26 protein-coding genes are annotated in these 26,228 nt (G+C 60.6%); 23 read left to right on the top strand and 3 right to left on the bottom strand.

What is annotated here, in order from left to right; genetic code table 11:
* Positions 1-153: 153 nt before the first annotated feature.
* The 4 genes from pdhA to CVS29_RS00590 all read left to right on the top strand — a co-directional run bounded on the left by pdhA (position 154) and on the right by CVS29_RS00590 (position 4,187).
* Positions 154-1,257 carry a pyruvate dehydrogenase (acetyl-transferring) E1 component subunit alpha gene (gene pdhA, locus CVS29_RS00605; protein ID WP_110104893.1) on the top strand — a complete coding sequence of 368 codons (1,104 nt, stop codon included), beginning with the start codon at positions 154-156 and terminating at the stop codon, positions 1,255-1,257.
* Positions 1,254-2,270, top strand: a complete 1,017-nt coding sequence (locus CVS29_RS00600) for an alpha-ketoacid dehydrogenase subunit beta (RefSeq protein WP_110104406.1) — start codon at positions 1,254-1,256, stop codon at positions 2,268-2,270. The genes pdhA and CVS29_RS00600 overlap by 4 nt, the downstream gene beginning before the upstream one ends.
* On the top strand, positions 2,267-3,712 hold the full coding sequence (locus CVS29_RS00595) for a dihydrolipoamide acetyltransferase family protein (protein ID WP_110104405.1): 1,446 nt from the start codon (positions 2,267-2,269) through the stop codon (positions 3,710-3,712). Before CVS29_RS00600 ends, CVS29_RS00595 begins: the two co-directional genes overlap by 4 nt.
* A 106-nt stretch (positions 3,713-3,818) precedes the next feature.
* On the top strand, positions 3,819-4,187 hold the full coding sequence (locus tag CVS29_RS00590; protein ID WP_110104404.1) for an SPW repeat protein: 369 nt from the start codon (positions 3,819-3,821) through the stop codon (positions 4,185-4,187).
* Positions 4,188-4,393: 206 nt separating this feature from the next.
* On the opposite strand, the gene CVS29_RS00585 is transcribed toward CVS29_RS00590, so the two are convergent.
* Positions 4,394-5,041, bottom strand: coding sequence for a hypothetical protein (locus CVS29_RS00585; RefSeq protein WP_110104403.1), 648 nt, complete (start codon positions 5,039-5,041; stop codon positions 4,394-4,396).
* Between the two features lie 91 nt (positions 5,042-5,132).
* The gene (locus tag CVS29_RS00580; RefSeq protein ID WP_110104402.1) at positions 5,133-5,729 is read right to left on the bottom strand and encodes a TetR/AcrR family transcriptional regulator; all 597 of its coding nucleotides are present in this window, start codon (positions 5,727-5,729) and stop codon (positions 5,133-5,135) included.
* Between the two features lie 101 nt (positions 5,730-5,830).
* On the opposite strand from CVS29_RS00580, the gene CVS29_RS00575 reads away from it, so the two are divergent.
* Genes CVS29_RS00575 through CVS29_RS00545 form a run of 7 tightly spaced genes read left to right on the top strand, consistent with a single transcriptional unit; the run spans position 5,831 to position 13,605 of the window.
* Entirely contained in the window at positions 5,831-7,438 is a 1,608-nt protein-coding gene (locus CVS29_RS00575) for a carboxyl transferase domain-containing protein (protein WP_110104401.1), read from the top strand.
* Positions 7,439-7,446: 8 nt separating this feature from the next.
* Entirely contained in the window at positions 7,447-9,534 is a 2,088-nt protein-coding gene (locus tag CVS29_RS00570; protein ID WP_110104892.1) for an acetyl/propionyl/methylcrotonyl-CoA carboxylase subunit alpha, read from the top strand.
* 2 nt (positions 9,535-9,536) lie between these two features.
* Positions 9,537-10,700, top strand: coding sequence for an acyl-CoA dehydrogenase family protein (locus CVS29_RS00565; RefSeq protein WP_110104891.1), 1,164 nt, complete (start codon positions 9,537-9,539; stop codon positions 10,698-10,700).
* A 20-nt stretch (positions 10,701-10,720) separates the two neighbouring features.
* Positions 10,721-11,575, top strand: coding sequence for a CoA transferase subunit A (locus CVS29_RS00560; protein ID WP_110104400.1), 855 nt, complete (start codon positions 10,721-10,723; stop codon positions 11,573-11,575).
* Between the two features lie 2 nt (positions 11,576-11,577).
* Positions 11,578-12,231: a CoA transferase subunit B gene (locus CVS29_RS00555; protein WP_110104399.1), complete on the top strand. Its 654-nt coding sequence runs from the start codon at positions 11,578-11,580 to the stop codon at positions 12,229-12,231.
* Positions 12,228-12,737, top strand: a complete 510-nt coding sequence (locus CVS29_RS00550) for a MaoC family dehydratase (RefSeq protein WP_110104398.1) — start codon at positions 12,228-12,230, stop codon at positions 12,735-12,737. The genes CVS29_RS00555 and CVS29_RS00550 overlap by 4 nt, the downstream gene beginning before the upstream one ends.
* A gap of 58 nt (positions 12,738-12,795) precedes the next feature.
* Positions 12,796-13,605 (top strand): HpcH/HpaI aldolase/citrate lyase family protein, encoded by an 810-nt coding sequence (locus CVS29_RS00545; protein ID WP_110104397.1) that lies wholly within the window; start codon positions 12,796-12,798, stop codon positions 13,603-13,605.
* Positions 13,606-13,773: 168 nt separating this feature from the next.
* Here the strand turns inward: CVS29_RS00545 and CVS29_RS00540 are convergent, their stop codons facing one another.
* Positions 13,774-14,349 carry an NADPH-dependent FMN reductase gene (locus CVS29_RS00540; protein WP_110104396.1) on the bottom strand — a complete coding sequence of 192 codons (576 nt, stop codon included), beginning with the start codon at positions 14,347-14,349 and terminating at the stop codon, positions 13,774-13,776.
* Positions 14,350-14,467: 118 nt separating this feature from the next.
* Between CVS29_RS00540 and CVS29_RS00535 the strand changes: the two genes are divergently transcribed.
* The 12 genes from CVS29_RS00535 (at position 14,468) to CVS29_RS00480 (ending at position 26,160) form a co-directional block, all read left to right on the top strand.
* Positions 14,468-14,971, top strand: coding sequence for a MarR family winged helix-turn-helix transcriptional regulator (locus CVS29_RS00535; RefSeq protein WP_245931989.1), 504 nt, complete (start codon positions 14,468-14,470; stop codon positions 14,969-14,971).
* A gap of 33 nt (positions 14,972-15,004) precedes the next feature.
* A complete protein-coding gene (gene dxr / locus CVS29_RS00530; RefSeq protein ID WP_110104394.1) occupies positions 15,005-16,219 on the top strand; it encodes a 1-deoxy-D-xylulose-5-phosphate reductoisomerase in 1,215 nt (404 codons plus the stop codon).
* A gap of 22 nt (positions 16,220-16,241) precedes the next feature.
* On the top strand, positions 16,242-17,573 hold the full coding sequence (locus CVS29_RS00525; protein WP_110104393.1) for a M50 family metallopeptidase: 1,332 nt from the start codon (positions 16,242-16,244) through the stop codon (positions 17,571-17,573).
* A 58-nt stretch (positions 17,574-17,631) separates the two neighbouring features.
* Positions 17,632-18,288 carry a MarR family transcriptional regulator gene (locus CVS29_RS00520; protein ID WP_110104392.1) on the top strand — a complete coding sequence of 219 codons (657 nt, stop codon included), beginning with the start codon at positions 17,632-17,634 and terminating at the stop codon, positions 18,286-18,288.
* A 60-nt stretch (positions 18,289-18,348) separates the two neighbouring features.
* Positions 18,349-18,822, top strand: coding sequence for a hypothetical protein (locus tag CVS29_RS00515; protein WP_110104391.1), 474 nt, complete (start codon positions 18,349-18,351; stop codon positions 18,820-18,822).
* Between the two features lie 9 nt (positions 18,823-18,831).
* Positions 18,832-19,125 carry a YciI family protein gene (locus CVS29_RS00510; protein WP_110104390.1) on the top strand — a complete coding sequence of 98 codons (294 nt, stop codon included), beginning with the start codon at positions 18,832-18,834 and terminating at the stop codon, positions 19,123-19,125.
* A 150-nt stretch (positions 19,126-19,275) separates the two neighbouring features.
* A complete protein-coding gene (gene ispG / locus CVS29_RS00505) occupies positions 19,276-20,442 on the top strand; it encodes a flavodoxin-dependent (E)-4-hydroxy-3-methylbut-2-enyl-diphosphate synthase (protein ID WP_110104389.1) in 1,167 nt (388 codons plus the stop codon).
* A complete protein-coding gene (locus CVS29_RS00500; RefSeq protein WP_110104388.1) occupies positions 20,399-21,292 on the top strand; it encodes a GNAT family N-acetyltransferase in 894 nt (297 codons plus the stop codon). Before ispG ends, CVS29_RS00500 begins: the two co-directional genes overlap by 44 nt.
* A 147-nt stretch (positions 21,293-21,439) precedes the next feature.
* The gene (locus CVS29_RS00495; protein WP_110104387.1) at positions 21,440-21,946 is read left to right on the top strand and encodes a MarR family winged helix-turn-helix transcriptional regulator; all 507 of its coding nucleotides are present in this window, start codon (positions 21,440-21,442) and stop codon (positions 21,944-21,946) included.
* Positions 21,947-22,023: 77 nt separating this feature from the next.
* Entirely contained in the window at positions 22,024-23,526 is a 1,503-nt protein-coding gene (locus CVS29_RS00490; protein ID WP_245931988.1) for an MFS transporter, read from the top strand.
* A 58-nt stretch (positions 23,527-23,584) separates the two neighbouring features.
* Entirely contained in the window at positions 23,585-25,612 is a 2,028-nt protein-coding gene (locus CVS29_RS00485; RefSeq protein ID WP_110104385.1) for an NADPH-dependent 2,4-dienoyl-CoA reductase, read from the top strand.
* Positions 25,612-26,160, top strand: a complete 549-nt coding sequence (locus CVS29_RS00480) for a PadR family transcriptional regulator (RefSeq protein WP_110104384.1) — start codon at positions 25,612-25,614, stop codon at positions 26,158-26,160. Before CVS29_RS00485 ends, CVS29_RS00480 begins: the two co-directional genes overlap by 1 nt.
* The last annotated feature ends 68 nt before the right edge of the window (positions 26,161-26,228 follow it).

Here is a 26,228-nt window from a genome sequence, read left to right as displayed (position 1 = left end):
TCTCAACAGTGCATAGTGCTCAATTTCTGCGCCTCATATTGCCCGCCATGCTTTGCGTGAGTATCGTCACATTCATAGGAACCATCCTCATTACAATGCAGGGAGGCGAGCACTTTGAGCCATTTGCGCCAAGAGCCCACAGGCCGTGACGAAATGACCATGCACCAGCTGATCACCGCAGAGGGAATCCGTGTTGCCGACGCGCTGCTGGATGAATTTGTGGACGATGTTGACGGGGAGCAACTTCGAAATTTGTACCGTGACATGGTGGTGATCCGCCGGATCGACTTTGAATCAACAGCGCTTCAACGGCAGGGGCAGCTGGCGCTCTGGCCGCCCTTACTGGGTCAAGAAGCCTCCCAAGTGGGCTCGGTCCGTGCTTTGGAGGACGAGGACTTCATCTTCCCCACCTACCGTGAAAATGGTGTGGCTTATTGCCGTGGTGCCAAGATGGCCGACGCTCTCGGAGTCTGGCGCGGGAACACCAACATTGGCTGGGACCCCTACGAGCTGAATATGGCCACCCCACAAATCATCATTGGCGCCCAAACACTTCACGCCACCGGGTATGCCATGGGTCTGACCCTTGATGGCAAGGATTCAATGGCCCTTGCCTATTTGGGTGACGGTGCCACGAGCCAAGGCGACGTGCACGAATCCATGGTCTTCGCAGCCAGCTTCCAGGCACCCGTGGTCTTTTTCTGCCAAAACAATCACTGGGCCATCTCCGAGCCCGTGGGGTTGCAATCTCATGTTCCCTTGGCCGGGCGGGCACCAGGGTACGGGATACCTGGGCTGCAAGTTGATGGGAACGATGTTCTGGCCGTGCTGGCCGCCACCCGTTGGGCCGCACGCCGGGCCCGCAGCGGGGGCGGGCCCAGCTTCATCGAAGCCATCACCTACAGGATGGGGCCACACACCACCGCCGATGACCCCACCCGGTACCGTGGCGTGACCGAACTGGAGGAATGGGGCGCCAAGGACCCCATCACCCGGATGCATAGCTACCTGTTGGAGTTGGGAATGCTCGACGACGGCGCTCAAGCCGCCATTGCGGCCGAGGCTGACGCCGTGGCAGCGGACTTGCGGCTGGCCTGCATCTCCCTGCCCGACCCCGCGCCGCAGGCTGCCTTTGAGCACGTTTACGTTGACGCCCATCCCCTCCTGGAAGAGCAGCGAGTGAACTACTTGGCGTATCTAAACTCCTTTGGGGAGCAAGAGAAAACTTCCGTCACGGTACAAGGGAGCCCGTCATGACCACGCTGAGCCTGACACAAGCCATCAACGCAGGATTGCGCCGTGCGCTGGAGGAAGACCCCAAGGTAGTGTTGCTCGGAGAGGACATCGGCACCCTCGGCGGAGTTTTTAGGGTCACCGACGGACTCATGAAGGACTTCGGCTCCCACCGTGTGATCGACACGCCACTGGCCGAATCAGCCATTATCGGCACCGCGGTGGGGTTGGCCTACCGCGGCTACAGGCCCGTGTGTGAAATCCAGTTCGATGGCTTTATCTACCCCGGATTCGATCAAATAGTGTCCCAAGTGGCCAAGATGCATGTTCGCACCCAGGGCGCGGTGCGCATGCCACTGACCATCCGTGTCCCATTTGGTGGCGGCATTGGCTCACCGGAGCACCACTCCGAATCTCCGGAAGCCTACTTTGTGCACACCTCGGGTTTGCGGGTCATCAGCCCATCCAACCCACAGGACGCCTACACCATGTTGCGCCAGGCCATCGCCTGCGATGACCCGGTCCTCTACTTTGAACCCAAGCGCCGCTACCATGCCAAGGGAGAGGTGGAAGTAGACGCACCGCTGGTGCAGGCGCTGCCCATGGGGGCCTCACGGATCGTCGCCGCCGGCACCGACGTGAGTCTTGTTAGCTATGGCCCGCTGGTGAAAACCGCGCTTGATGCAGCCATTGCGGCCACGGCGGACGGGGTCTCGATCGAGGTCATTGACCTGCGTTCACTCTCTCCCATTGACTATGCACCTCTGGTGGCTTCAGTGCGCCGCACTGGCCGGCTCGTCATCACCCATGAGGCCGGACGGACGCTGGGCCTTGGCGCTGAAATTGCTGCTGTCATCACTGAGCGCTGCTTTAACTACCTTGAAAGCGCCCCCGTGCGTGTCACCGGCTTTGACATCCCCTACCCACCGTCAAAGCTGGAAAAGCACCATCTGCCGGACCTTGACAGAATCCTCGACGGCGTAGACCGCGCCCTTGGCCGCCCCAACTCACACACAGGAATGGATGACTGGGCATGATTGCAGAATTCAGGCTCCCCGACCTTGGCGAGGGACTGACCGAATCCGAGATTGTTAGCTGGCATGTTGCCGTGGGTGACCTAGTTGAGCTGAACCAGGTCATCGGCGAGGTGGAGACGGCCAAGGCCGTGGTGGAGCTACCTTCACCCTTCGCCGGCACCGTTACGGACATCACCCACGAACCCGGCACCATGGTCGAGGTGGGCGAGGTCATCATCACCTTTGAGCTCACCGAGGCACAAACGAACCATGGCACAACTGGACCGAGGACAGCGGTCCCTGACCCAGGACCGGACGGCAAACGGGTCCCCACACTAGTGGGTTACGGGGCCGATCCGGAAACCTCGGCCCGCCCCGTGCGGCGCCAACGCCTGAGCGCACCCGCTGCGCCCGCTTCACCCGCCCAGCAGATCAGGCCAGCTGCGCCCGCTGCACCGTCGCCATCGGCTCAAGCGCCTGCACCTGTGCCGGCCCCAGCACCGCCGGAAACCGTCCGAGCCCGGGCGGATCGGCCACGCTCCACCCCGCCAGTGCGGAAAATGGCACGGGATCTGGGCCTTGACTTAGACCAGCTCAACGGCACAGGAGAGCGGGGGCTGATCACCCGCCACGATGTTGTTGCTTTCGCCGGGGATCATTCCAACGGGGAGCCCTCCCACGGGAAGAACTCAGGCGGTGAGAATTCCTATGGTGACGAAGACGCGGTGGAGGCTGTGCCGTCGGCCGTGAATCCGCTGGCGCAGCGTGAGGTGCGCACGCCCATTAAGGGTGTACGCAAGTTCATGGCCCAAGCCATGGTGCAAAGCGCCTTCACGGCCCCGCACGTGAGCGAATTTCTGACCGTGGACGTCACCTCCGGGATGGACTTTTTAGAGAAACTGCGCTCGCAGAAGGACTTTGCCGGGGTCAAGATCACCCCGCTGACCCTGGCCGCGAAGGCGGTGTGTCTTGCTGCCGTGCGGCGCCCGGCCCTGAATTCGCACTGGGACGAGGCTGCGGCGGAAGTGGTCCAGTTCAACTATATGAACCTGGGCATCGCGGCGGCCACCCCTCGCGGCCTTGTGGTGCCCAACATCAAGGACGCCCAGAGGCTGGGCCTGCGCGGGCTGGCGCAGGCACTGGGAGAACTTGCCGAGACGGCCCGTGCTGGCAAGACCCAGCCTGCCGATCTGGCTGGTGGCACCTTCTCCATCACCAACATTGGCATCTTCGGCATTGACGGCGGAACCCCCATCCTGAACCCCGGCGAGGCCGGTATTTTGGCATTGGGTGCAGTGCGCCGCATGCCGTGGGAACACGAGGGTGGTATTGCCTTGCGGCAGGTCATGACCCTGAGCTTGTCTTTTGACCACAGGCTGGTTGACGGCGAACAAGGCTCACGTTTTCTCGCGGATGTGGGTGCCATCATGGCTGATCCGGCTATGGCTTTAGCGCTGGGATAAACAGGGACCAGAATGCAACCCTGCGGCTCTGGATACGCAATGTGCATGGACGTATATTTGAAGTGACCCCCACTGTGGGAGCCAACTCATAAGGAGGTTGGTATCAATGAAGAAGTGGAATCGCTGGCAAGATTATGTTGCCGTGATCGCAGGCCTATTTGCTGCACTTTCGACCCTGTGGACAACGCAGCAGAGCAGTTCGATGGTCATGATGATTGGCGCAGGAGTGCTGCTGGTTGTGGCAGGAGTCGCGAACCTGATGAGCCCGGGGCGTCCGGTAGGCGAGTGGGTTCAGATGGTTCTTGGTGCTTTGCTGTTTATTTCCCCGTGGATTGCCGGATACTCCTCTCACACGGGAGCAGCCTGGACGTCATGGATTGCCGGAGGCGTAGCATTGATCGCGGGTGTTATGGCCCTGCAGCCGAGCATGCACGAACACACCTCTTCCCATCACGGAGGGGTGGCCGCACACTGATCGAACAAATTCATGTGGCAGGGAAGCACCGGAATCTCCGGTGCTTCCCTTTTGGTTTCTTTGAGCGCCCGGCACAAGCCCCCCCCGCGCACCGCCTCGGCGCCTGCCCGGTATGTCACCTCACACCTGCGCATGGCAAAAAGCCCGTTCCCGGCCACCGCTTCCACAATCCCCAGTGTGGACGGTGTTCTCACTAGTTCAGTACGCTACAACGGGCCAAAGCTTTGATTGCCCACCGGATCAACCCAGGTCTGTGACATGTGTTCAAGCTGTGTCCGCAGGGATGGGCTCTGGTCTATGTGGCGACGGAAATCTCGGCGTGCATAGTGGGCGAAATATCCGGGAAGGACAAAGACGCTGGTCATGAGAATAAGAATCAGTGCATAGACGGCTGCGGCGCAGGTGATGCCTTTGGCGCCCATGTGAAACCACGGATCCAGGGCAAAGCTGGCAAGAGCTACGAAGATTGCTGAAAGAAATATTGCTGCGCCTACGCCGGCAGAAATGCTCGCTGCCGCACGCGAGAGCATGGGCGATTTTCCGCTGGCAATCTTTGAAATTTTGAGCTTGGATATCAGTGGGCACAGCACCATGAGCAAAAGGGCAGCAACGATCAGAAGTGCCCATAGCCAGATGATCTGTGGCCGCCACACTGCGAGCAGCCAGGCGATGCCAAGTCCAACAACACCAATTCCGGCGCACGCCGCTGCGAAACCGCGCCACTGGCCAAAACGCCAGGCCATCTCACGGAGGGCTGAAGGAGTGTGTTGGGGGGAGAGTTTGGCCACCTCCGACTCAAGCCAGTAGTGAAGTGGCCGTTGAGGGGTTGGCGGCTGCGAATAGTTGAAGCTCATTACTTGTCCTTGGTTGCCGCAATATGTTGTTAAGCCCATTGTTAGCGGCCACAGCGTTTGCCAACAAGCCGCTTCCCTCGGAGCCAGCAGCTCAGACGCCCGTCAGCGCAGCCCACGCCATGTTTTCCAAGACGGACCGGGCCGTAGCTTCGGGGTGCCCATGTAATTGCACGCTGTGCGGCGTGGAGTTGATTAGACCAAAAACTGCGTGGGCCTGGACCCGGCGCACGGCGATGGGCCGGTCAGGGAAAAGCCTGCCCAGCACCTCAACCCACAGTTCAACATAGGCTCGCTGCAGGGAGCGGACGGCGCCGCGTTCGGCGTCGGGCAGGCTGTCAAAGTCCCTGTCCTGGACCCGGATCACATCAGGTTTGCAGAGTGCAAAGTCAACGTGGAAGGCGATGAGCGCGCGGAGGGAGGGGCCGTTCTCGAGCGTGGCAGTGAGCACGGCCCGCCCACCGGCCAGCAGGTCTTCGCTGACCTCCACAAGCAGGGCGCCAAGCAGGGCCTGCTTGCCATTGAAATGTCTATAAACGGCGGGTCCGCTCACCCCGGCGGCCGCACCGAGGTCCTCGATGGACACGCCGTTGAAGCCGCGCTGGGCGAAGAGGGTCGCGGCCGATTGCAGCAGCACCCCGCGGCGCTCGGCTTTGGCCTGCGTGCGGGCTGTTAGCGGTGGTTGACTCATTATTCTCCCTGTGCTGGACATCACAGAATAGACAGACTAACCTGAAATTCAGTTAGTGGACATTAACCAAGTGTAGCTGTTATGGACCGAATGAGGAGTCGATGGAGACTTTGGTGAGCCGGGTTGACCCGGCGGGGGAGGCGTTTGCGCGCAACGATGCCCAACAACGAGCCCTTGTGGCGCGACTGCGCGAGGAATTGGCAGTGGCGGCGCGCGGTGGTCCGGAAAAATCCCGTCAGCGGCACGTGGCGCGCGGGAAACTCTTACCCCGGGACCGGATCGGGCACCTGCTCGATGAAGGCAGCCCGTTCCTGGAGATTTCCCCGCTGGCTGCCCATGGCATGTACGAGGGCGCGTCCCCGAGTGCCGGTGTGATCGCTGGCATTGGGCTGGTTGCCGGGCGCCACGTCATGGTGGTGTGTAATGACGCCACGGTCAAGGGCGGTACGTACTATCCACTCACGGTAAAGAAGCACCTTCGTGCCCAGGAAATTGCGCTGGAAAACCGGCTGCCCTGCCTTTATCTAGTGGATTCCGGTGGGGCGTTCCTCCCCAAGCAGGATCAGGTGTTCCCGGACAAGGAACACTTTGGCCGTATCTTCTTCAACCAGGCAAAGATGTCTGCCCGGAAAATCCCCCAGATTGCCGCCGTCATGGGTTCATGTACCGCAGGAGGCGCATACATGCCTGCCATGAGCGATGAAACGGTCATTGTGCGCAATCAGGGCACCATCTTTTTGGGTGGTCCACCGCTGGTGAAAGCCGCCATCGGTGAGATTGTCACAGCGGAGGAACTCGGCGGAGGGGAGGTCCACGCGGGCATCTCCGGCGTGGTGGATCATCTGGCCGAAAACGACGAGCACGCACTGTCCATCATCCGCGACATCGTGGCAACGCTGCCGCCCAACCCCGCACCGGCCTGGTCCGTGGGCGCAAGCCAGCCACCCGCCGTCGAACCCTCAGAGCTTTATGGCGCCGTGCCAACCGATCTGAACACGGCCTATGACATCCGCGAGATCATCGCCCGGCTGGTGGATGGCAGCAAATTTCACGAGTTCAAGAAGAACTACGGCACCACCCTAGTCACCGGATTTGCCACACTGCATGGCCATCCGGTGGGTATTGTGGCCAACAACGGTGTGTTGTTTAGCGAATCGGCCTTGAAGGGTGCGCACTTCATTGAACTGTGCGATCAGCGCGGTATTGCGTTGATCTTTTTGCAGAATCTCAACGGCTTCATGGTGGGCAAGGACTACGAGCACGGTGGTATTGCCAAGCACGGGGCCAAGATGGTCACGGCCGTTGCCACGGCGCGGGTGCCCAAACTGAGCGTCATTGTGGGCGGATCCTTCGGCGCCGGCAACTACTCCATGTGCGGGCGTGCCTACAGCCCCCGCTTCCTGTGGACCTGGCCGGCCTCGCGCATCTCCGTCATGGGTGGCAATCAGGCTTCCTCCGTGCTGGCTACCGTCAAGCGGGACCAGATTGAAGGCCGCGGGGATCAATGGTCCGCCGAGGAAGAAGCAGCGTTCAAGGCGCCCATCTTGGCCCAGTTCGAGGACCAAGGAAGCCCCTACTACGCCACCGCCCGCCTGTGGGATGACGGCGTGATTGACCCCGCTGACACCCGCACCGTCTTGGGCCTGGCCCTGGATGTATGCGCCCGCACCCCGTTGCCCGAGACCTCCTTCGGTCTCTTTAGAATGTGAGCCCCGTTGTGAGCCCTCTCTTTGATACAGTCCTGGTGGCCAACCGCGGCGAGATTGCCTGCCGCGTCATCGCCACCCTGCGCAGCCTGGGCATCCGCAGCGTTGCCGTGTATTCCACGGCCGACGCCGGAGCCCGCCACGTGCGCGAAGCAGATACGGCCGTGTGCATAGGCCCCGCCGCGGCCACAGGGAGTTACCTGAACATTGATGCTGTCATTGTTGCCTGCCAGGCATCGGGTGCCCAGGCAGTCCACCCCGGCTACGGCTTCCTGTCCGAAAACCTGGCATTCGCCCAGGCTCTTTCTGATGCCGGGATCACATTCATTGGTCCCAATATTGAAGCCCTGAACGTCATGGGAGATAAGATCCGCTCCAAGAACCATGTGGCAGCCGCCGGGGTGCCCGTGGTCCCCGGCATCTCCGAGCCGGGGCTCAGTGATGCGGACCTGATCGCCGCAGCGCCCGGCATCGGTTACCCGCTGCTCATCAAGCCCTCCGCCGGTGGTGGCGGCAAGGGCATGGTGAACGTGTTTTCGCCCGGGGAGCTGCCGGCTGCGCTGGCAACGGCCCGGCGTGTGGCCGCTTCTTCCTTTGGTGATGACACCTTGTTCCTGGAACGCCTGGTGGCAAACCCGCGCCACATCGAGGTACAGATTTTGGGGGACACCTTCGGCGCTGTGGTGCATCTGGGAGAACGCGAATGCTCGCTGCAGCGCCGCCATCAAAAAGTTATTGAGGAGGCGCCCTCGCCGCTACTCACCGACGCCCCGGACGGTGCCGCCATCCGTGCCCGGCTCGGGGCCGCAGCCTGTGCCGCAGCAGCCAGCGTTAACTACACCGGTGCAGGAACCGTGGAATTCATTGTCTCTAACGATGCCCCCGATGAGTTCTTCTTCATGGAGATGAACACCCGGTTGCAGGTAGAACACCCCGTCACCGAAATGGTGGTCCGGGTGTCCGGGGAGTCCCTGGACCTGGTGGAATGGCAGGTCCGCATTGCCGCAGGGGAAGCCTTGGACTTTGACCAGGACGCTGTGAGCCTTGAGGGGCACGCTACAGAGGCCCGGGTGTACGCAGAGAATCCTGCCGAGGGATTCCTACCGGCTACCGGAACAGTGGTGGCACTTGATGAGTCAGTGGCCGGGCGTGAGGGTGTGCGCGTGGACTCCTCGCTGATGGACGGGCTAGAGATCTCCGCCAACTACGATCCCATGTTGGCGAAGGTCATCGCCTGGGGTGCGGACCGGGCGCAATCCCTGTCACGGCTGGATCAGGCGCTCGCCCATTACCTGGTGCTGGGATTGCCCACCAACATCGAGTACCTGCGCCTGCTCCTTGCCGATCCGCACGTCCAAGCCGGGCACCTGGATACCAACCTGATTGAACGCAAACTGCCGGGCATGAAATTCCGTGCCATCAGTGCCAAGGAATACGCCGTGGCGCCCTGGGCGCTCGATGCCAAGCCCACGTCACTGGCGCAGGTGGCTGCGCGGCAAGCGGGGCAAGCGGGAGCGCCAGCTGCGGAGCCGCCCCGCCCGTGGGAGCGCAGCGATGGCTGGCGTCTGGGTGAACCTGAGCCGTGGCGATCCGTTTGGGCGGCACCTGGCCGCACCGGAGTGGTGACGGTCAGCGGTAACCGTGGCCGCGGGGTGATGGAAGGTCCCGGCGTCGTAAATGTCAGTGGACTGGGTGAGGGACCCCAGGAGGTGAGCGCCGATGGTCTGCTCAACGACTACCATTTTGCCCACCAGGGGGACACGGTATTTTTGGGCAGCGGCGGCTGGAGCGTTGAACTGGTGCACCTGGACAGGGACGCGGCCACCGCACGCATGATCGCCGGACTTCAACGGGCGGACGCAGCGGCGGATCCACAGCTGCGCAGCCCCATGCCCGGAACCGTGACCGTGGTCAACGCGGCTACGGGGCAGCGGGTTGAGGCAGGGGACGTGCTGCTTGCGGTGGAGGCCATGAAAATGGAACACCAAATAGTGGCACCCATGGCCGGAACCGTACACATTGGCGTAGCCGTGGGTGTGCTAGTCAAGGCGGATCAAATTGTTGCAAGCATTCAAGAAGATACTCCTGAAGGGGAATGACAGTGCCAAACTTTGAACTCAATGACGAGTACCAGGCCCTTAGCAACATGGTGGCGGACTTTGCCGATCACGTGGTGGCCCCCGTCTCCGCCAAACACGACGAGGAACACAGCTTCCCCTACGAAGTGGTGGCGCAAATGGGTGAGCTGGGCCTGTTTGGGCTGCCCTTCCCGGAGGAATTCGGCGGGATGGGCGGAGACTACTTCGCGCTCTCACTCGCCCTCGAGCAGCTGGGCCGGGTAGACCAATCCGTCGCCATCACCCTGGAGGCAGGCGTCTCGCTCGGCGCCATGCCCATCCACCGCTTTGGCACCCAGGCGCAAAAGGAAGCGTGGCTGCCGCAACTAACCTCCGGTAGCGCGCTCGCAGGCTTCGGCCTGACCGAGCCCGACGCCGGATCCGACGCCGGGGGCACCGCCACCAAGGCGCGCCTCGAGAACGGGCAATGGGTTATTGACGGGTCCAAGCAATTCATCACCAACTCCGGGACGTCCATCACGAAATTTGTGACCGTCACCGCTGTCACGGACACCCACGAACGGGCCAACGGATCCATCAAGAAAGAAATCTCCACCATCATTGTGCCCAACGGCACCCCCGGGTTCACGGTGGAAAAGGCGTACAACAAGGTGGGCTGGAACGCCTCGGACACGCACCCGCTCACCTTAGCCGGCGCCCGCGTACCGGAGGAGAACCTGCTGGGGGAGCGCGGCCGCGGCTACGCCAACTTTTTGTCCATCCTCGATGAGGGGCGCATCGCCATCGCGGCGCTGGCAACCGGCACCGCCCAGGGTTGTGTTGACGAGGCTGTCCGCTACGCGAAGGAACGCAGCGCCTTCGGCCATAACATTGGCCACTACCAAGGCATCTCCTTCAAGATTGCCCGCATGCAAACCCGCGCCCACGTGGCCCGGTTGGCCTACTATGACGCCGCCTCACGCATGCTCGCCGGCAAGCCCTTCAAGACCGAAGCTGCCATCGCTAAGATGGTCGCAAGTGAGGCGGCCATGGACAATGCCAGGGATGCCACACAGGTTTTCGGAGGTTATGGGTTCATCAACGAGTTCCCCGTGGCCCGCCACTACCGAGACTCGAAGATTCTAGAGATTGGTGAAGGAACCACCGAAGTTCAGCTCATGCTCATAGCCCGCGATCTGGGCTTGTAACACTTCCGAAAGGACCAGCCATGATCAACAAAGTAGTTGCTTCCGCGGCCGCCGCCGTCCATGACATTCACGACGGCGCCTCCCTCGCCGTGGGCGGGTTTGGTCTGTGCGGCATCCCCGTGGCCCTCATCCAAGCCCTCTACGACGGCGAAATTTCCCAACTGGAGACCATCTCCAACAACTGCGGCGTAGATGATTGGGGGTTGGGGATACTGCTTGCTGACGGGCGGATCCGGCGCACCATCTCCTCCTATGTGGGAGAGAACAAAGAGTTCGCCCGGCAATTTTTGGCCGGTGAACTCGAGGTGGAATTGACTCCGCAGGGCACACTCGCCGAAAAGCTGCGGGCCGGGGGAGCAGGGATTCCCGCTTTCTACACCGCCGCCGGGGTGGGCACCCAAGTCTCTGAGGGTGGGCTGCCCCGCAAGTACAACGGCGCCGGCGGGGTTGAGATTGCCTCACCCGCCAAGGAGGTGCGCACTTTTGGGACGGACGAGTTTGTCCTGGAGGAGTCGCTCACCCCCGATTTTGCCCTGGTGCATGCGTGGAAGGGAGACCGCCACGGCAACCTCATATTCCACGCGACGGCCATGAACTTCAACCCGCTGTGTGCCATGGCCGGGAAGATCACCATCGCCGAGGTGGAGGAACTAGTAGAGCCCGGTGAGCTGGATCCCGAACATATCCACGTCCCCGGAATCTTCGTCCAACGCGTGGTCCATATTCCCGCCGGATCGCCCGGAAGTGAGAAGCGGATTGAGAAACGTACCGTGACCAGTCCGTCGTCGAGTACTCAAACGCTTCCCAACCTCGCAAGCTCGGCCGGGGACCCCTCGCGCCCGGGGCCCCATCCCACCAGTGAACAGGGAGCATAATCATGGCACTTTCACGCAATGAACTGGCAGCCCGTGTGGCACAAGAACTGCGCAATGGACAGTACGTGAACTTAGGCATTGGCATGCCCACCCTGATCCCCAACTACATCCCCGCAGGGGTGGAGGTGGTGTTGCACTCGGAGAACGGGATTTTGGGCACCGGCCCGTATCCGCTGGATGCCGACGTGGACCCGGATCTGATCAACGCCGGCAAGGAGACCGTCACCGTCAACAAAGGTGCGGCGTTCTTTGACTCGGCGCTGTCCTTTGGCATGGTGCGCGGTGGCCACGTTGACGTGGCCGTTCTGGGCGCTATGCAGGTGGCCGCCAATGGCGACCTGGCCAACTGGATGATCCCGGGCAAAATGGTCAAGGGCATGGGTGGGGCCATGGATCTGGTGTTCGGCGCCAAAAAACTTATTGTCATGATGGAACACACTGATCGGGAAGGCAACCCAAAGATCCTGCAGCGGTGTACTCTGCCGTTGACAGGGAAGCGCTGCGTAGACCTGATCATCACTGACCTAGCTGTCATTGAAGTGAGCCCAGACGGACTGGTTCTCAAGGAACTGGCACCGGATGTCAGTGTTGAACAGATAGTAGCCGCAACCGGGGCCCCACTAAACCTGGAGATGCATGATGTGGACAACGTATGAGTGACGGACACGCAGGCTACCCCAAGGCCCGTGGGCCTGAAGTAGTGACTCAACGCGGACTCTACTACGAGGAACTGCAAGTGAAGGTGCTCTACCAGCACCGGCCCGGCCGGACCATGACGGAAACGGACAACGTCCTTTTCACCACCATGACCATGAACACGCAGGCCTTGCATCTTGATGCGGCATGGAGTGCGGAGCAGCCGTTTGGGCAGCGGATCATGAACTCCATGTTCACCTTGGCTACCATGGTGGGACAGTCCGTGGCTCAGCTGACACAGGGCACCATCGTGGCCCAGCTGGGGATGAGCGATATCTCTTTCCCGCACCCGCTGTTCCACGGCGATACCCTCTACACCGAGACGGTAGTGACGGCGAAGAGGCTCTCAGCATCCCGTCCCGGACAAGGCATTGTGGTGATGGAACATACTGGGCGCAACCAAAACGGCGTCGTGGTGGGCAAAGCCAGCAGGACCGCACTATTTTGGCTCAAGCCCCATGACTAGATAAGCCCATTGAGTAGATAAGAAGGAGCGCACAATTTCAGTGAGTCAGGAATTCAGAATGGGCCCGGCGCTGTTATTTGCCCCGGCGGACAGGCCTGAGCGTTTTGCCAAGGCGGCCCAACGCTCCGATGCCGTGATTATTGATCTCGAAGATGCTGTGGCGCCCGGGGCGAAGGCGGCGGCGCGCGAGAATATGGTGGCCAGTGGGCTGGATCCGGCACACACCATGGTGCGCATCAACGCACTTGACACCCCAGACGCCGCCTTGGATCTGGCCGCCGTTGCTGGCAGCCCGTACCGAACCGTCATGGTCGCCAAGGCAGCTGATGTTCAGGCTATCGCAGCACTCACGGACTACTCAGTGGTGGTGTTGTGCGAAAGCGCGCCCGGGATTCTGGCGGCGCCGGCGTTGGCGCAGCTGCCCAATGTTGTGGCCCTGATGTGGGGGGCGGAGGATTTGGTGGCATCCCTGGGCGGAACTTCTAGCCGGTTCACCTCCGGACCCCGGGTTGGAGAGTACCGCGCTGTGGCAACGCAGGCGCGTTCGATGCTCCTGCTGGCGGCCGGGGCTGCGGGGAAGGTTGCCATTGACTCCATTTATGCCGACTTTGCCGACCTTGCGGGGCTCGGCGTCGAGGCGGAGGACGCGGTAGCCAGCGGCTTCGCTGCGAAGGCGAGCATTCACCCCTCGCAGGTGGCAGTTATTCGGGAGGCGTACCGGCCCTCAGATGAGCAGGTAGCTGCCGCGCAGGAGCTATTGGCTGCGGCGGCGGATGCAGGCACGGGTGTTTTTGCCTTCAAGGGCCAGATGGTGGACTCTCCGATTCTGCTGCACGCCGAGGCGACGCTGCGCCGAGCCCGCGCCTAGGTCACAGCGCCAGCGCCTAAACTCAACGCATAAACCCAACGCTCGGTTACTTTCGGCGCACTTTTCATAGACGCTCCTGCAGCTTCGGGTGATTAGTAAGGAACGCTCATGCATGTGAGAAAGCGTTCCTCATTAATCACCCGAATGTAACCGAGCGTTGGGAGGGGGTTAGGCGGTGGCTAGGGCTGACTCGCGCACGCTCTTCATGGCGTTTGTCCACGGAATGAGCTGGTCCAGCATGGGGGCCAGCGATGCGGCTTGGAGCTCGGTCGGTGTGAACGTGGAGAAGTTCTCAAAGTCAGTGAACAGAGAGAACATGCCTGTCTTTTGAACATGCGCAACCTGCAGCTCGGAAAGGATGCCCCGCAGGTGCTCCATGGCGCGAACTCCGAAGGCCGAGCCGTAGCCGACCATGCCAGCAGCCTTGTTGTTGAACTCGACGTTCAGGTAAGAGATGGCGTTCGCCAGGGCAGGCTGCACCGAGTGGTTGTATTCGCCGGTGATGAAGATATAGCCGTCGAACTCGTTCATCGTGGCGGCCCAGACTTTTGTGTGATCGTTCTGGTAGTTCTGGAAGCCAGCGGGGTAGGCCTCATCCAGGACAGGGAGATTGAAATCAGCAATGTCCACGAGTTGGTACTCCGCGTCACCGCGCAGTTGAGCTTGTGCCAGAACCCACTCTGCAACGCCCGTGTTGACACGGCCGGGACGGGTGGAACCGGTGACGATGGCGATTTTGCTCATGCTGTTTTCTCCTTGATGATGGGGCGGCGCGCCAGCCAATGTAGGTGACGTGTCAATTAAAACTTGATGTTTCCATCATGACCGGACATACTTGATATGTCAACTATCTCGAAGGAATGTGAGCAAAACTATGGAGGCTCCCAAAAAGTCGGCCCAGGAGCAGACGCGCTGGCTCAACGAGAATGAGCAGCTCATGTGGTTGGAGTTACGCGAGTTCGCGAGGGGTCTGCCACGTGCCCTTGACCGCCAACTTCTCGAGGACGCCGATGTCTCAGGTGTGGAGTATTCCATCTTGGCGGCCGTCTCGGAATCGAGCCAAGGGGCCCTGCGCTCGGGAGATCTCGCCGCAACGCTTGGCTGGGAACGGTCCCGAGTCTCCCACCTGCTCAAACGCATGGAATCCAGAGGGTTCCTCCACCGCTGTGCCGCCAGTTCCGATGGCCGTGGCCAGGAAATCGCGTTAACCCAGGCGGGCTGGGAGAAGATCCGGGGCGCGGCGCCTGGCCACGTCACCATGGTGCGCGAAGTTATCTTCGACCCCCTCACGCCAGCTGCGCAGAATCAGCTCCTGGAAACACTCATCCTCATCCGCCACGCCGCCGAGGAGCGCGGGCTGTGGTGAATTCGTCGCAGCAAGTGCGGAATACTTATCATCATGGCGCATCGTAAAATCATCATCCTCGGCTCCACAGGCTCCATCGGAACGCAAGCGATCGACGTCGTCGGCCAAGCCACCCTCCCCGACGGCAGTCCCCGCTTCAGCGTCAGTGCCATCAGCGCCGGCGGCGGGAACCTTGAACTTTTGGCACAACAGGCTGTTTCCCTGCGGGTTCTGGCCGTGGGTATTTCCACGCACGACGCCGGGACCTTGCGTTCCCTGATTGACTCCCGTGCCGCTGCGGCGGGGTTGGCAGGCTTCGCCCCGGAGATTTTCTCCGGCCCGGATGCCTCCACCGTCATCGCTGCTTGGGGTGCAGGAACCCCCGAGGGTGCCGAGGTGGTGCTCAACGCCATCACTGGCTCCATCGGCTTGGCGCCAACACTTGCCGCGCTGGGTACCTCCGCCATCCTGGCGCTGGCGAATAAGGAGTCCCTGATTGTGGGCGGAGCCCTCGTGAAGGAAGCCGCATCCCCAGGCCAGCTGGTGCCTGTCGATTCGGAGCACTCAGCCTTGGCCCAGGCGCTGCGCGCTGGCACGGCAGATGAGGTTCAGAAGTTGATTGTGACAGCATCCGGTGGTCCCTTCCGCGGCCGGAGCCGGGCGGAATTGGCGGATGTGACGCCAGCGCAGGCGCTCAAGCACCCTACGTGGGATATGGGCCCCATGGTGACCACCAACTCGGCCACCCTGGTCAATAAGGGCCTGGAAGTCATCGAGGCCCACCTGCTCTTTGATGTTCCGCTGGAGAGGATCGAGGCCGTGGTGCATCCCCAATCAGTGGTGCACTCCATGGTGCAGTTCACCGATGGTTCCACCATGGCCCAGGCGTCTCCTCCAGACATGCGCCTGCCCATTGCACTGGGGCTCGGCTGGCCGGAGCGAGTCCCCGGCGCAGCACAGGCCTGCGACTGGACCAAGGCGGCGACCTGGACGTTCGAGCCACTGGATAACGTGGCCTTCCCCGCCGTCGAACTGGCCAAGGAGGCTGCGCGCCGGGGGAGTACCTGCCCAGCCGTCTACAACGCCGCCAACGAGGAAGCGGTCCATGCCTTCCATGCCGGAAGGATAGGCTTCTTGGATATTGTGGACACCATTGCGCAAGTTCTCGGTGAACACACACCCAGTTCGCAGCTAACGCTCCAGAGCGTATTAGAAGCTGAAGAATGGGCCCGCGCACGCACCAACGAGCTGCTGGCCACCAAGGGCTGAGAATCTTCAACGCAGGAAGTACATTGTGACTGTCTTACTTTTCATTGGCGGAGTGCTCTTCGTTGCCATCGGGATTGCCTTGTCAATCGCGCTCCACGAGGTGGGCCATCTGCTGCCCGCCAAGTTGTTCAAGGTCCGCGTCACCCGCTACATGATTGGCTTCGGGCCCACCATGTGGTCAAGGAAAAAGGGTGAGACCGAATACGGGATCAAGGCCATCCCGGCTGGCGGCTATGTGGCCATGATCGGGATGTATCCGCCGAACCCCACGGACGGCAGTGTCCGGCCCTCCAGTACCGGCATGTTCCAGACGCTGGCCACGGAAGCCCGCAGTGTGGCCCATGAGGAAGTGGGCCCCGACGACTCCAACAGGGTCTTCTACAAACTGCCGGTGTGGAAGAAGATCATCATCATGCTGGGCGGGCCTTTCATGAACCTGCTCATTGGGGTGGTGCTCATGGGTGTGCTGCTGATGGGCTTTGGCATGGCTGCGCCCACCACCACGGTTGCCGAAGTCAACGCCTGCCAAGTGGCATTCGGAGACCCCGTACCTGTTAATCTCAATAACTGCACGCAGACCCCCGCGGCCGCCGCCGGACTCAAGCCAGGGGACACTATTAAGTCCTTTGATGGCAAGGAAGTCACCGATTGGACTACCTTTACTAGCTGGGTGCGTGCCGCGGCCGGCCAGAGCGTGCCGCTGGTGTATGAGCGCGGTGGCCAGAATATTTCCACAACCATCACCCCGGTTCTGACCGCCCGCCCCGTCATTGGTGCCAATGGTCAAGCGGAAGTGGACGCCTCCGGAACCACCGTCACAGTTCAGGCGGGGTTCCTCGGCGTTGGTCCCACCTCGGCCATGGTGCGGCAGCCGGCGTCGGCCGTCCTACCTGTTGTGGGGGAGAACATCGCCCAAATTGGCGGGATAGTTTTCCAATTGCCGCAGAAACTGGTGGGCGTGGCCCAAGCGGCGTTCAGCTCCGAACCGCGCGACCCCAACGGACCCATCTCCGTGGTGGGCGTTGGGCGGGTTGCTGGCGAGGTGGCCGCCATGGAGGACATCCCCTTGAGCTCACGCGTCGCCACGCTTGTCAGCTTGCTGGCCGGGGTCAACCTGGCCCTGTTTGTCTTCAACTTGATCCCGCTGTTGCCGCTGGACGGCGGTCACGTCCTGGGTGCCTTGTATGAAGGGGCGCGGCGCACAGTTGCCAAGGTGTTCAAGCGCAAGGATCCTGGCCCCTTCGATATCGCCAAGATGCTGCCGGTGACCTATGTGGCCGCAGTAGTGCTGATCGCCATGGGTGCGCTGCTGATCTACGCTGACATTGTTAAGCCAGTGAATCTCTTCGGGTAAGCCCGTGGATCGCACTTAAATGGTTGATAAATAGAAAACAATCATTTATGGTTTATTCATGTTTGTTGTAACGATTGACCAACGGGGTAGTCGCAGCCACGGGGATCGCGTGCCGGAGCTGTTGGCGCTTCTCGCTGACGTGCCCACGGTCCTGGAGTTTGAGCGCACTGTGGGAGATGAGGTTCAAGGTTTACTGGCAGACCCGGAAGCAGTTCTAGAAACTGTTGTCCGAGTGCTGCGGGAGCGTGATTGGTACATAGGCATTGGGATCGGCGGTGTTGATTTGCCTTTACCTGAGCAATCCAGAGAAGCCTCCGGCGATGCTTTTGTGGCCGCCCGGGAGGCTGTGGAAACAGCCAAGAAGGCAGGGGAGCGGGTTCTCTTGTGTGTGCGGAGCCCCTCGCCGGCGGCCGCTGAGTGGTCCGGCGCAGCCGAGGCAGTGCTAGTGCTCTTAGGTGATGTTATTCGCAAGCGTTCCAGTGCCGAGTGGCGTGTGATTGATGCTCTGGAGGTGGACCCGAATGCGCCTCAGAAAGATGTTGCCCTAGTGCTAGGGATTAGCCCTCAAGCCGTCAGTAAGGCCATCCTTCGCTCAGCTCACCGGGAAGAACGTAATGGGCGCCGCGCCGCCGCACTGCTTTTGCGCCAGGCCCAACGGGCACTCACTGTCCCATGGCCCAGCGAACGTGCGCTCAATGTCAGTGCTTCGGGCTAGATTGAGGGGGCATCGCCATCAAAGGCCCGCGCCGAGCCGGCGCTAACGTAAGGAGAGTGCATGGAAGCATTGTGGATAACGGCTACTTTGCTGGTGGCTATTGTGGGCGGCTGGCCCGTAACGGCAGGGCTTCTCAAATTCGCAAAGTCTAAGACAGTACGGGCTGTGGACGCTGCCGAGGCTGCTGACGGCCCACGGCCAGAGGACGGGGCACTGGAGGTTGCCGAACCCTTCCCAGCGGCTGCGCAGCCGGGAGTAAGCACTGAGCCGGAACTAAGCACTGAGCCGGAGCACGGCGCTGAGGTTCTGCGCGGTGGATTATTGATCGGGGTTCTGGAGCGTGCGGCTGTGGCGGTAGCCATCCTGGCCGGGCAACCGGTGGCCATAGCCTATGTTGTGGCCATCAAGGGTTTGGGGCGGTACCCGGAATTGAAGGACACTCCCGCGGCCAGTGAGCGCTTCATTATTGGTACATTGGCGTCAATGTTGTTCTCGGCCAGCGTTGCGGTGCTGGCCAAAGCTCTCCTGTTATAAGGTGAAACCATGTCTATTTTCGCTGTTGAATATATCTATGGTCCAGAGGCAGAAGCTGCCCGTGTAGAGCACCGCCCCCAGCACCGGGAATGGCTTGCCGCGCAGGCCGAAGCAGATGTTGTGCTGGCCTCGGGCCCTTATGGTGACGGTGCCGGGGCACTTCTGATCTTCCGTGCTGAAAACCAGGGCGCCGTTCAGGACCTGGTGGCGCAGGATCCCATGACCATTGGCGGCGGTGTCACAGGGCTGAAGATCTCCGCTTGGAACCCTGTCATTGGTAAGCTCAGCAGCTACGTAGGATAAAAGTCACTGGCGGGTAAACCGCAGCAGTCCCGTAAAAAGCAGTCATCGAGCCTACAATCTAAGGTAGATGCTGTGGATTTTCTTTTGCGGCGCCAAAAACTGGTGCTGCTGCCGCAGTATTTGAATATAAAGAACTCCTAGGAGCATATTTTGACCTCCGTCAGTCTCGGCATGCCGCAGTTGCCGCCGCCAGTGCTTGCACCGCGTCGCAAGACCCGGCAAATCAAGGTCGGTCCCGTGGGTGTTGGCTCGGATTCACCCATTAGCGTGCAGTCCATGACCACCACACCCACCACTGACATCAATGGGACTCTGCAGCAGATTGCGGAACTCACAGCGTCCGGTTGCGATATTGTCCGTGTTGCCTGCCCGTCGCAAGATGATGCCGAGGCGCTGCCCATCATTGCGCGCAAGTCCCAAATTCCTGTCATCGCAGACATTCACTTTCAGCCCAAGTATGTCTTTGCCGCCATTGAGGCCGGTTGCGCCGCGGTACGCGTGAACCCCGGCAATATCCGTAAATTTGATGATCAGATCAAGGAAATCGCCAGGGCTGCCAAAGATCATGGCACCTCCATTCGTATTGGTATCAACGCCGGATCGCTGGAACCGGGCATCATGAAGAAATACGGCAAGGCCACTCCTGAAGCCTTGGTGGAGTCAGCAGTCTGGGAAGCTTCACTCTTTGAAGAGCACGGCTTCCACGATTTCAAGATTTCCGTCAAGCACAATGACCCCGTTATCATGGTGGCCGCCTACGAGATGCTCGCCGAACAAGGCGATTGGCCGCTCCACCTGGGTGTCACCGAGGCCGGGCCGGCATTCCAAGGCACCATCAAGTCCGCAGTGGCCTTCGGTGCGCTGCTCTCCAAAGGCATTGGCGACACCATTCGAGTCTCACTTTCTGCACCGCCTGTGGAGGAAATCAAGGTGGGCAACCAGATCCTGCAGTCGTTGAACCTGCGCCCACGCAAGCTGGAGATTGTCTCCTGCCCGTCCTGTGGCCGCGCCCAGGTGGATGTGTACAAGTTGGCTGAGGAAGTCACTGCTGGCCTCGAAGGCATGGAAGTTCCGCTGCGCGTGGCCGTCATGGGTTGCGTTGTCAACGGCCCCGGCGAAGCCCGTGAGGCCGATCTGGGTGTGGCTTCGGGCAACGGCAAGGGCCAGATTTTTGTGAAGGGAGAAGTCATTAAGACTGTGCCCGAGGACCAAATTGTTGAGACACTCATTGAAGAAGCCATGAGACTTGCCGAAGAGATGGAGTCCGACGCCGATGAGCAGACTCTCCCGGGTGGCCCCGTGGTTACCGTTTCCTAAGGAGACCACCCATGAGCCGGTGCGCGTTCTTGTCCACAGGGATACGGGCGCGCTCCGGGCCTTGATTGCGCGTGACCGCGTGGCCAACGTCTTCGTTGACTCGCTGCTCACGCAAAACAGCAGTGCCGTACCCGCCTTTCCTGGGGCGCTCATGTTGGGCTTCTTCGAGGACGACGGCGTCAGCTTGGCCGCCGCCTGCTGGGTGGGTTCCAACGTGGTTCCCATAGAGTCCACCGCCGAGCATGCCCGTGCCTTTGGCCGGTGGATGGTGGAGCATTGGGAACCTCATGCCTCAATTTTTGGCCCGGCTGAACCCACCTTGGCCATCATGGAAGTGCTCCAAAGTGCAGGGATTACCGCTCAAGATATCAGGGCCAATCAGCCACTCTTAGCCATCTCGGGACCGCCATTGGTGGCCCCCAACCCGGCGTTGACCGTGAGTGAATCCGGACAATTTTCCGAAATCCTTGTAGCCGCGGCAGCCATGTTTGAAGAAGAAGTTGGCTACTCACCCTTTCTGGGTGGAGAAGCCAACTATCGCCGTCGTGTTGCCTGGCTCATCAGTAACGGCTTCTCCTTCAGCCATGGAGATGAGGTGGGCGAGGTGATTTTCAAGGCAGATCTGGGTGCTGTCACCTCCTACGCCACCCAAGTGCAGGGTGTGTGGGTGAATCCGGAACGCCGGGGGCAGGGCTTAAGCGCTGGCTATATGGCAGCCGTGGTTGAGTTGGCGCGCAAACACGCCCCCGTCACAAGCCTGTACGTCAATGACTACAACACGAAGGCTCGGGCTTGCTACGAACGGGTCGGTTTTGAACAAGTGGGAACTTTCGCCACTATTTTGTTCTAGCCCCGCCCCTCATTCCCTCAACAACTTGGGGGAGGGTTTTCCCTGCCTCGAGGAGCGCATGGTTTGACGTCATGGTTCGGCCGCAATATAGTTGCTTAACGCAAGCAAGTATTGTGTTGAGAGCTTCAGCTACCCAGGGGGACACCTGTGATTGATCACAATGAGGCCAGCGCCATCCTCTCCCAAATGGTGGCGATAGGGCGCACCTTCAGAGTTGCCGGTCAGCGGGGCCAGGCCCATGAGTTGACGGGAACCAAACTAGGATTTCTGCAGCAGCTTCGAGGCCGCGATGTCCGTTTGGGCGAACTGGCCCATCGGCTTTCAGTTTCGGCACCCGTAGCAACCAGAACGGTCGAAGCGCTTGAATCTGCAGCCCTGGTTGAACGGCGCCCAGACCCCCAAGACGCTCGTGCGTGTCTAATCTCCATGACTGAACGCGGACGCAGACAGCTGGAAGAAAATGAAACTCGGGCCGTAAATCAATTTGCCCACGCCCTGGCGGACTGGTCAACAAGGGATGCTGTGCAAGCAATTGACATCCTTGAAAGATTAAACGGCCACCTCATTGAGGTACTGCAAGGACCAGAGTGCAATGAGGCGGCGCAAGCTGGTCTCGGAGCCACAAATAACAACGGAAACGAGCATGAGGCATGAAAGACGCCACGTCCACCGCTGTGAAAAGCCTCCAGGAAGAGCCAAGAGAATATTCCCACAGGGAAATTCTTCAGGTGATGACAGGTCTTCTCGCCGCACTCTTTACCGCGATGATCTCCACAACCATCGTCTCAACAGCGCTGCCAACCATCATGGCAGACCTCCATGGCACGCAGCGGCAATACACATGGGTCATTACGGCCAGCCTCTTGGCGATGACCATTGTGACACCCATCTGGGGCAAGCTTTCTGATTTATTTAGTAAAAAACTCCTGACCCAGATCGCCATCCTCATGTTCGTGGCCGGAGCAATTGCGGCCGGATTCGCCACCACTATCCCAGTGATGATGAGCGCACGAGCCGTACAGGGTATAGCCATGGGTGGCCTCATGGCCCTAGTGCAGTCAATTATGGGTTCCATAATTTCGCCCCGTGAGAGGGGCCGGTACGCAGGATATATGGGTGCTGTCATGGCGGTTGCTACCGTATCTGGACCGCTACTGGGCGGCGTGATCACCGATGCCCTTAACTGGCGCTGGACCTTCTTTGTCAGTGTTCCGCTGGCCATAATTGCGCTGATCTTGCTCCAACTGAAACTGCACCTGCCCACCATTAAGCGTGCATCGATCAAGATCGATTACGCCGGCGGTGTTCTAGTTGCGATCACGGCGGCCCTGCCCATGCTGTGGGTGACCTTCGCTGGTAACGATTATGACTGGATTTCGTGGGAGTCCGGCGCCTTCCTGGTGGCTGTCTTGATTTCTGCCACACTGCTGGTGGTGGTGGAGCTCCGGGCCGCCGAACCAATGATTCCGCTGCGCCTACTGCGCAATAAGACTGCAGTGTGGATGATCATTGCCAGCGTCGGGGCTGGCGTGGGCATGTTTGGTTCGGGCGTCTTCTTGACCCAGTACTTCCAGCTCGGTCTCGGAGTGAGCCCCACGCAGGCAGGAATCATGAGTATCCCCATGATTATTGGCCAACTGCTCTCAGCCATGGTTGGCGGACAGCTCGTGAGCCGGATGGGCCGTTGGAAGCCGGTGATGATGGTTGGCAGCATCATCATGCTGATTGGCCTGTTGGGCTTGGGAACCATCAACCATGAGAGCAGCTACGTCTTTGTCGCCACCTTTATGGCACTGATGGGGTTGGGGATTGGTACTTTGGTCCAAAACGTTGTCCTAGCTGTCCAGAACACCGTTGACGTCTCCGAGGTTGGTGCTGCCTCGGCGGCCATTGCCTTCTTCCGCTCCCTTGGTGGTGCCATTGGAGTTGCCGTGCTGGGAGGCGTCCTCACTCACAAGGTCAGTGAGAATTTTGCTGCTGGATTGGACCGGCTGGGTATCGCCGCAGGCGCAGGTTCAGGGGACACCCAGCTGGATATTAGCAACCTTCCGGCCCCAGTGCAGGAAGTGTTCCACAACGCTTATGCTGACGCCTTTGGCCCCATCTTTCTCATTGCTGCCATGATTGCGGCCGTGTCTGTGGTGGCGATTGCCGTGGTTCGCGGCACCCCCTTGCGAGCTACGGTGGCCATGCGCCCCGCGAACACCAGTGAACAAGAGCTGCCCGCTGGCTAGTAGGGCCAACTGGATGTGCGCTACTATTATGCAACTTGTTGCGCAAAGGAGTGCATTGATGAACGCTGGTCAGTTTCCCCACCTGTTTTCCCCCTTGGATTTGGGGTTCACCACGTTGCCCAACCGGGTGCTGATGGGCTCAATGCATGTGGGCCTCGAAGAGTTACCCGGCGGCTTTGAACGGATGGCGGCATTCTATGCCGAGCGTGCGCGCGGCGGGGTGGCACTGATGGTAACCGGCGGTATTTCACCTAATGACGCGGGCCGGCCCATGAAAGGTGGCGCCAAACTCAGCACGCCCGAGGAAGCTTTGGCGCACCGGGTTGTGACGGAGGCTGTTCACGCGGAGGGTGGAAAGATTGCTTTACAATTGCTGCACTTTGGGCGCTACGCCTCGCATTCGGCACTCGTTGCGCCTAGCGCCGCCCAAGCGCCCATCAGCCCCTTGACGCCGCGCCCACTGACCGGGGACGAGGTTGAGCAGACCATAGAAGACTTCGCCGCAGCCGCAGCACTGGCCCAATCTGCTGGCTACGACGGTGTCGAAATCATGGGTTCCGAGGGGTACTTAATCAACGAATTCATAGCCGCACGAACCAACCACCGCAGCGATGAGTGGGGTGGCTCCTACGCGAATCGGATGCGTTTCCCGGTCGAGATCATTCGGCGCACCCGTGAGAGAGTCGGTAGGAACTTCATTATTATTTACCGTCTCTCCATGCTTGACCTCGTCGAGGGTGGTTCCACCCTGGCCGAAGTCATCACCTTGGCGCAGGCCGTGGAGAAGGCCGGCGCCACCATCATCAACACAGGAATTGGCTGGCATGAGGCACGCATCCCCACCATCGCCACCTCCGTTCCACGGGCAGGTTATGCGTGGGTCACCAAGATGGTCATGGGATCGGTGAGCATTCCCTTGGTTGCCACCAACCGCATCAACACCCCAGAGGTAGCCGAACAGTTGCTGGCGAATGGCACCGCCACCATGGTGTCCATGGCCAGGCCTTTCTTGGCCGATGCCTTCTTCATGCGGAAGGCGCGTGAGGGGCGCAGCGATGAAATCAACAGTTGCATAGCGTGTAACCAGGCCTGTCTGGACCACACCTTCGTGGGGAAAACGTCCTCCTGCCTGGTCAACCCCCGCGCCTGCCACGAGAGTGAAATAGTTATTGAACCAACCTCAGACCCGCAGAAGATTGCGGTGGTCGGCGCCGGTCCGGCAGGCTTGGCGTTCGCCGTTACAGCCGCTCAGCGGGGACACCAGGTGACGCTCTTCGAGGCGGCCGGGGAGATTGGCGGGCAGTTTAATCTTGCCAAGCAGATTCCTGGCAAGGAGGAATTCCATGAAACCATCAGGTACTTCAAACGCCAGATCCAGCTCCTTGACATCACCTTGGTCCTGAACACCACAGCCACGAGTGAGGAACTACTTGCAGCGAACTTTGCCCAGGTGGTGCTGGCCACCGGCGTCACACCGCGCAAACCCGAGATAGAGGGCGTGGACCATCCCAGCGTCCTGAACTACCTTGAGGTGTTGCGGGACAAAAAAGTTGTGGGAACTAACGTAGCCATCCTCGGCGCCGGCGGCATCGGCTTTGACGTGGCCGAATACATCACGGCCCACGGCACCAGCGCCACCCTCGTCCCGGAGAAGTTCTACCGCGAATGGGGCATTGACCCGGGCTACAACAACCCTGGCGGCATCACCACGGCCATCCCGGCCCAACCAGACCGCCGGGTGGGCCTATTCCAGCGCAAGGAAAGCAAAGTCGGTGCCGGGCTGGGCAAGACCACCGGCTGGATCCACCGCACGGAGCTCAAGGCCAAGGGCGTGCAAATGGTTCCCGGCGTGGACTACCAAAAGATTGACGACGCCGGACTCCACATCCGCGTTAACGGCGCCGAGACGGTCCTTGCGGTAGATACGGTGATCCTGTGCACGGGCCAAGAGCCCCGGCGTGATCTGTTGCCGGGGCTGGTAACAGGCGGAGCTTGCGTGCATGTGATTGGTGGAGCAGATGTGGCAGCGGAACTTGATGCCAAGCGAGCCATCGATCAGGGGACTCGATTGGCCGCAAAGATCTAATGTCACTCACGCATGCCATCATGACCTCTCTGCTGGAAAAGCCCTGTACAGGTGCGGAACTGGCCAGGCGTTTTGATAAGTCTCTGGGCTACTTCTGGCAAGCCACGCATCAACAGATCTACCGCGAGCTGGGAAAGATGGAACTTTCCGGGTTGATTGCCGCTCATGGGATGCCCACGGCGCGCGGACAGCAGCGCCAGTTTGCTGTGCTGGCCGCGGGACGCTCCGAGCTTGCTTCTTGGTGTGCGCAGGAAGGAGCGTTACGGCCCATCAAGGATGCCCTCCTTGTGCGGATGCGAGCCGCCGCAGTGTTGGGTGCCACAGGTGGAGACACGGTGGATATCCTCACTGAAATGCGGCGCCACATGCTGTTGCACGGAGAGGTACTGGCCCGCTACGAGGCCATTGAGGCACACGATTTTCCGGCCGGCTCCCCACGATCCGCGGCGGATGAGCTGCAATTGGCTGTGGTGCGTGCCGGCATTGCCTACGAAAATTCGTGGCTGGCGTGGTGCCACCAGGCCTTGGCGGCTCTCGAGGCTGGCTGATTACTAGAAGGCGGCGCCGGCTGAATACTAGGCGCTGGCTGAATACTTGGCGCTGGTGCTGAGTGGGG

The sequence above is a fragment of the Arthrobacter psychrochitiniphilus genome (genome assembly GCF_003185915.1).
GTDB classification, from domain to species: Bacteria; Actinomycetota; Actinomycetes; order Actinomycetales; family Micrococcaceae; genus Specibacter; species Specibacter psychrochitiniphilus.
The sequence above is the reverse complement of the archived record's forward strand: the minus strand, read 5'-3'. Positions and strand labels throughout refer to the sequence as shown.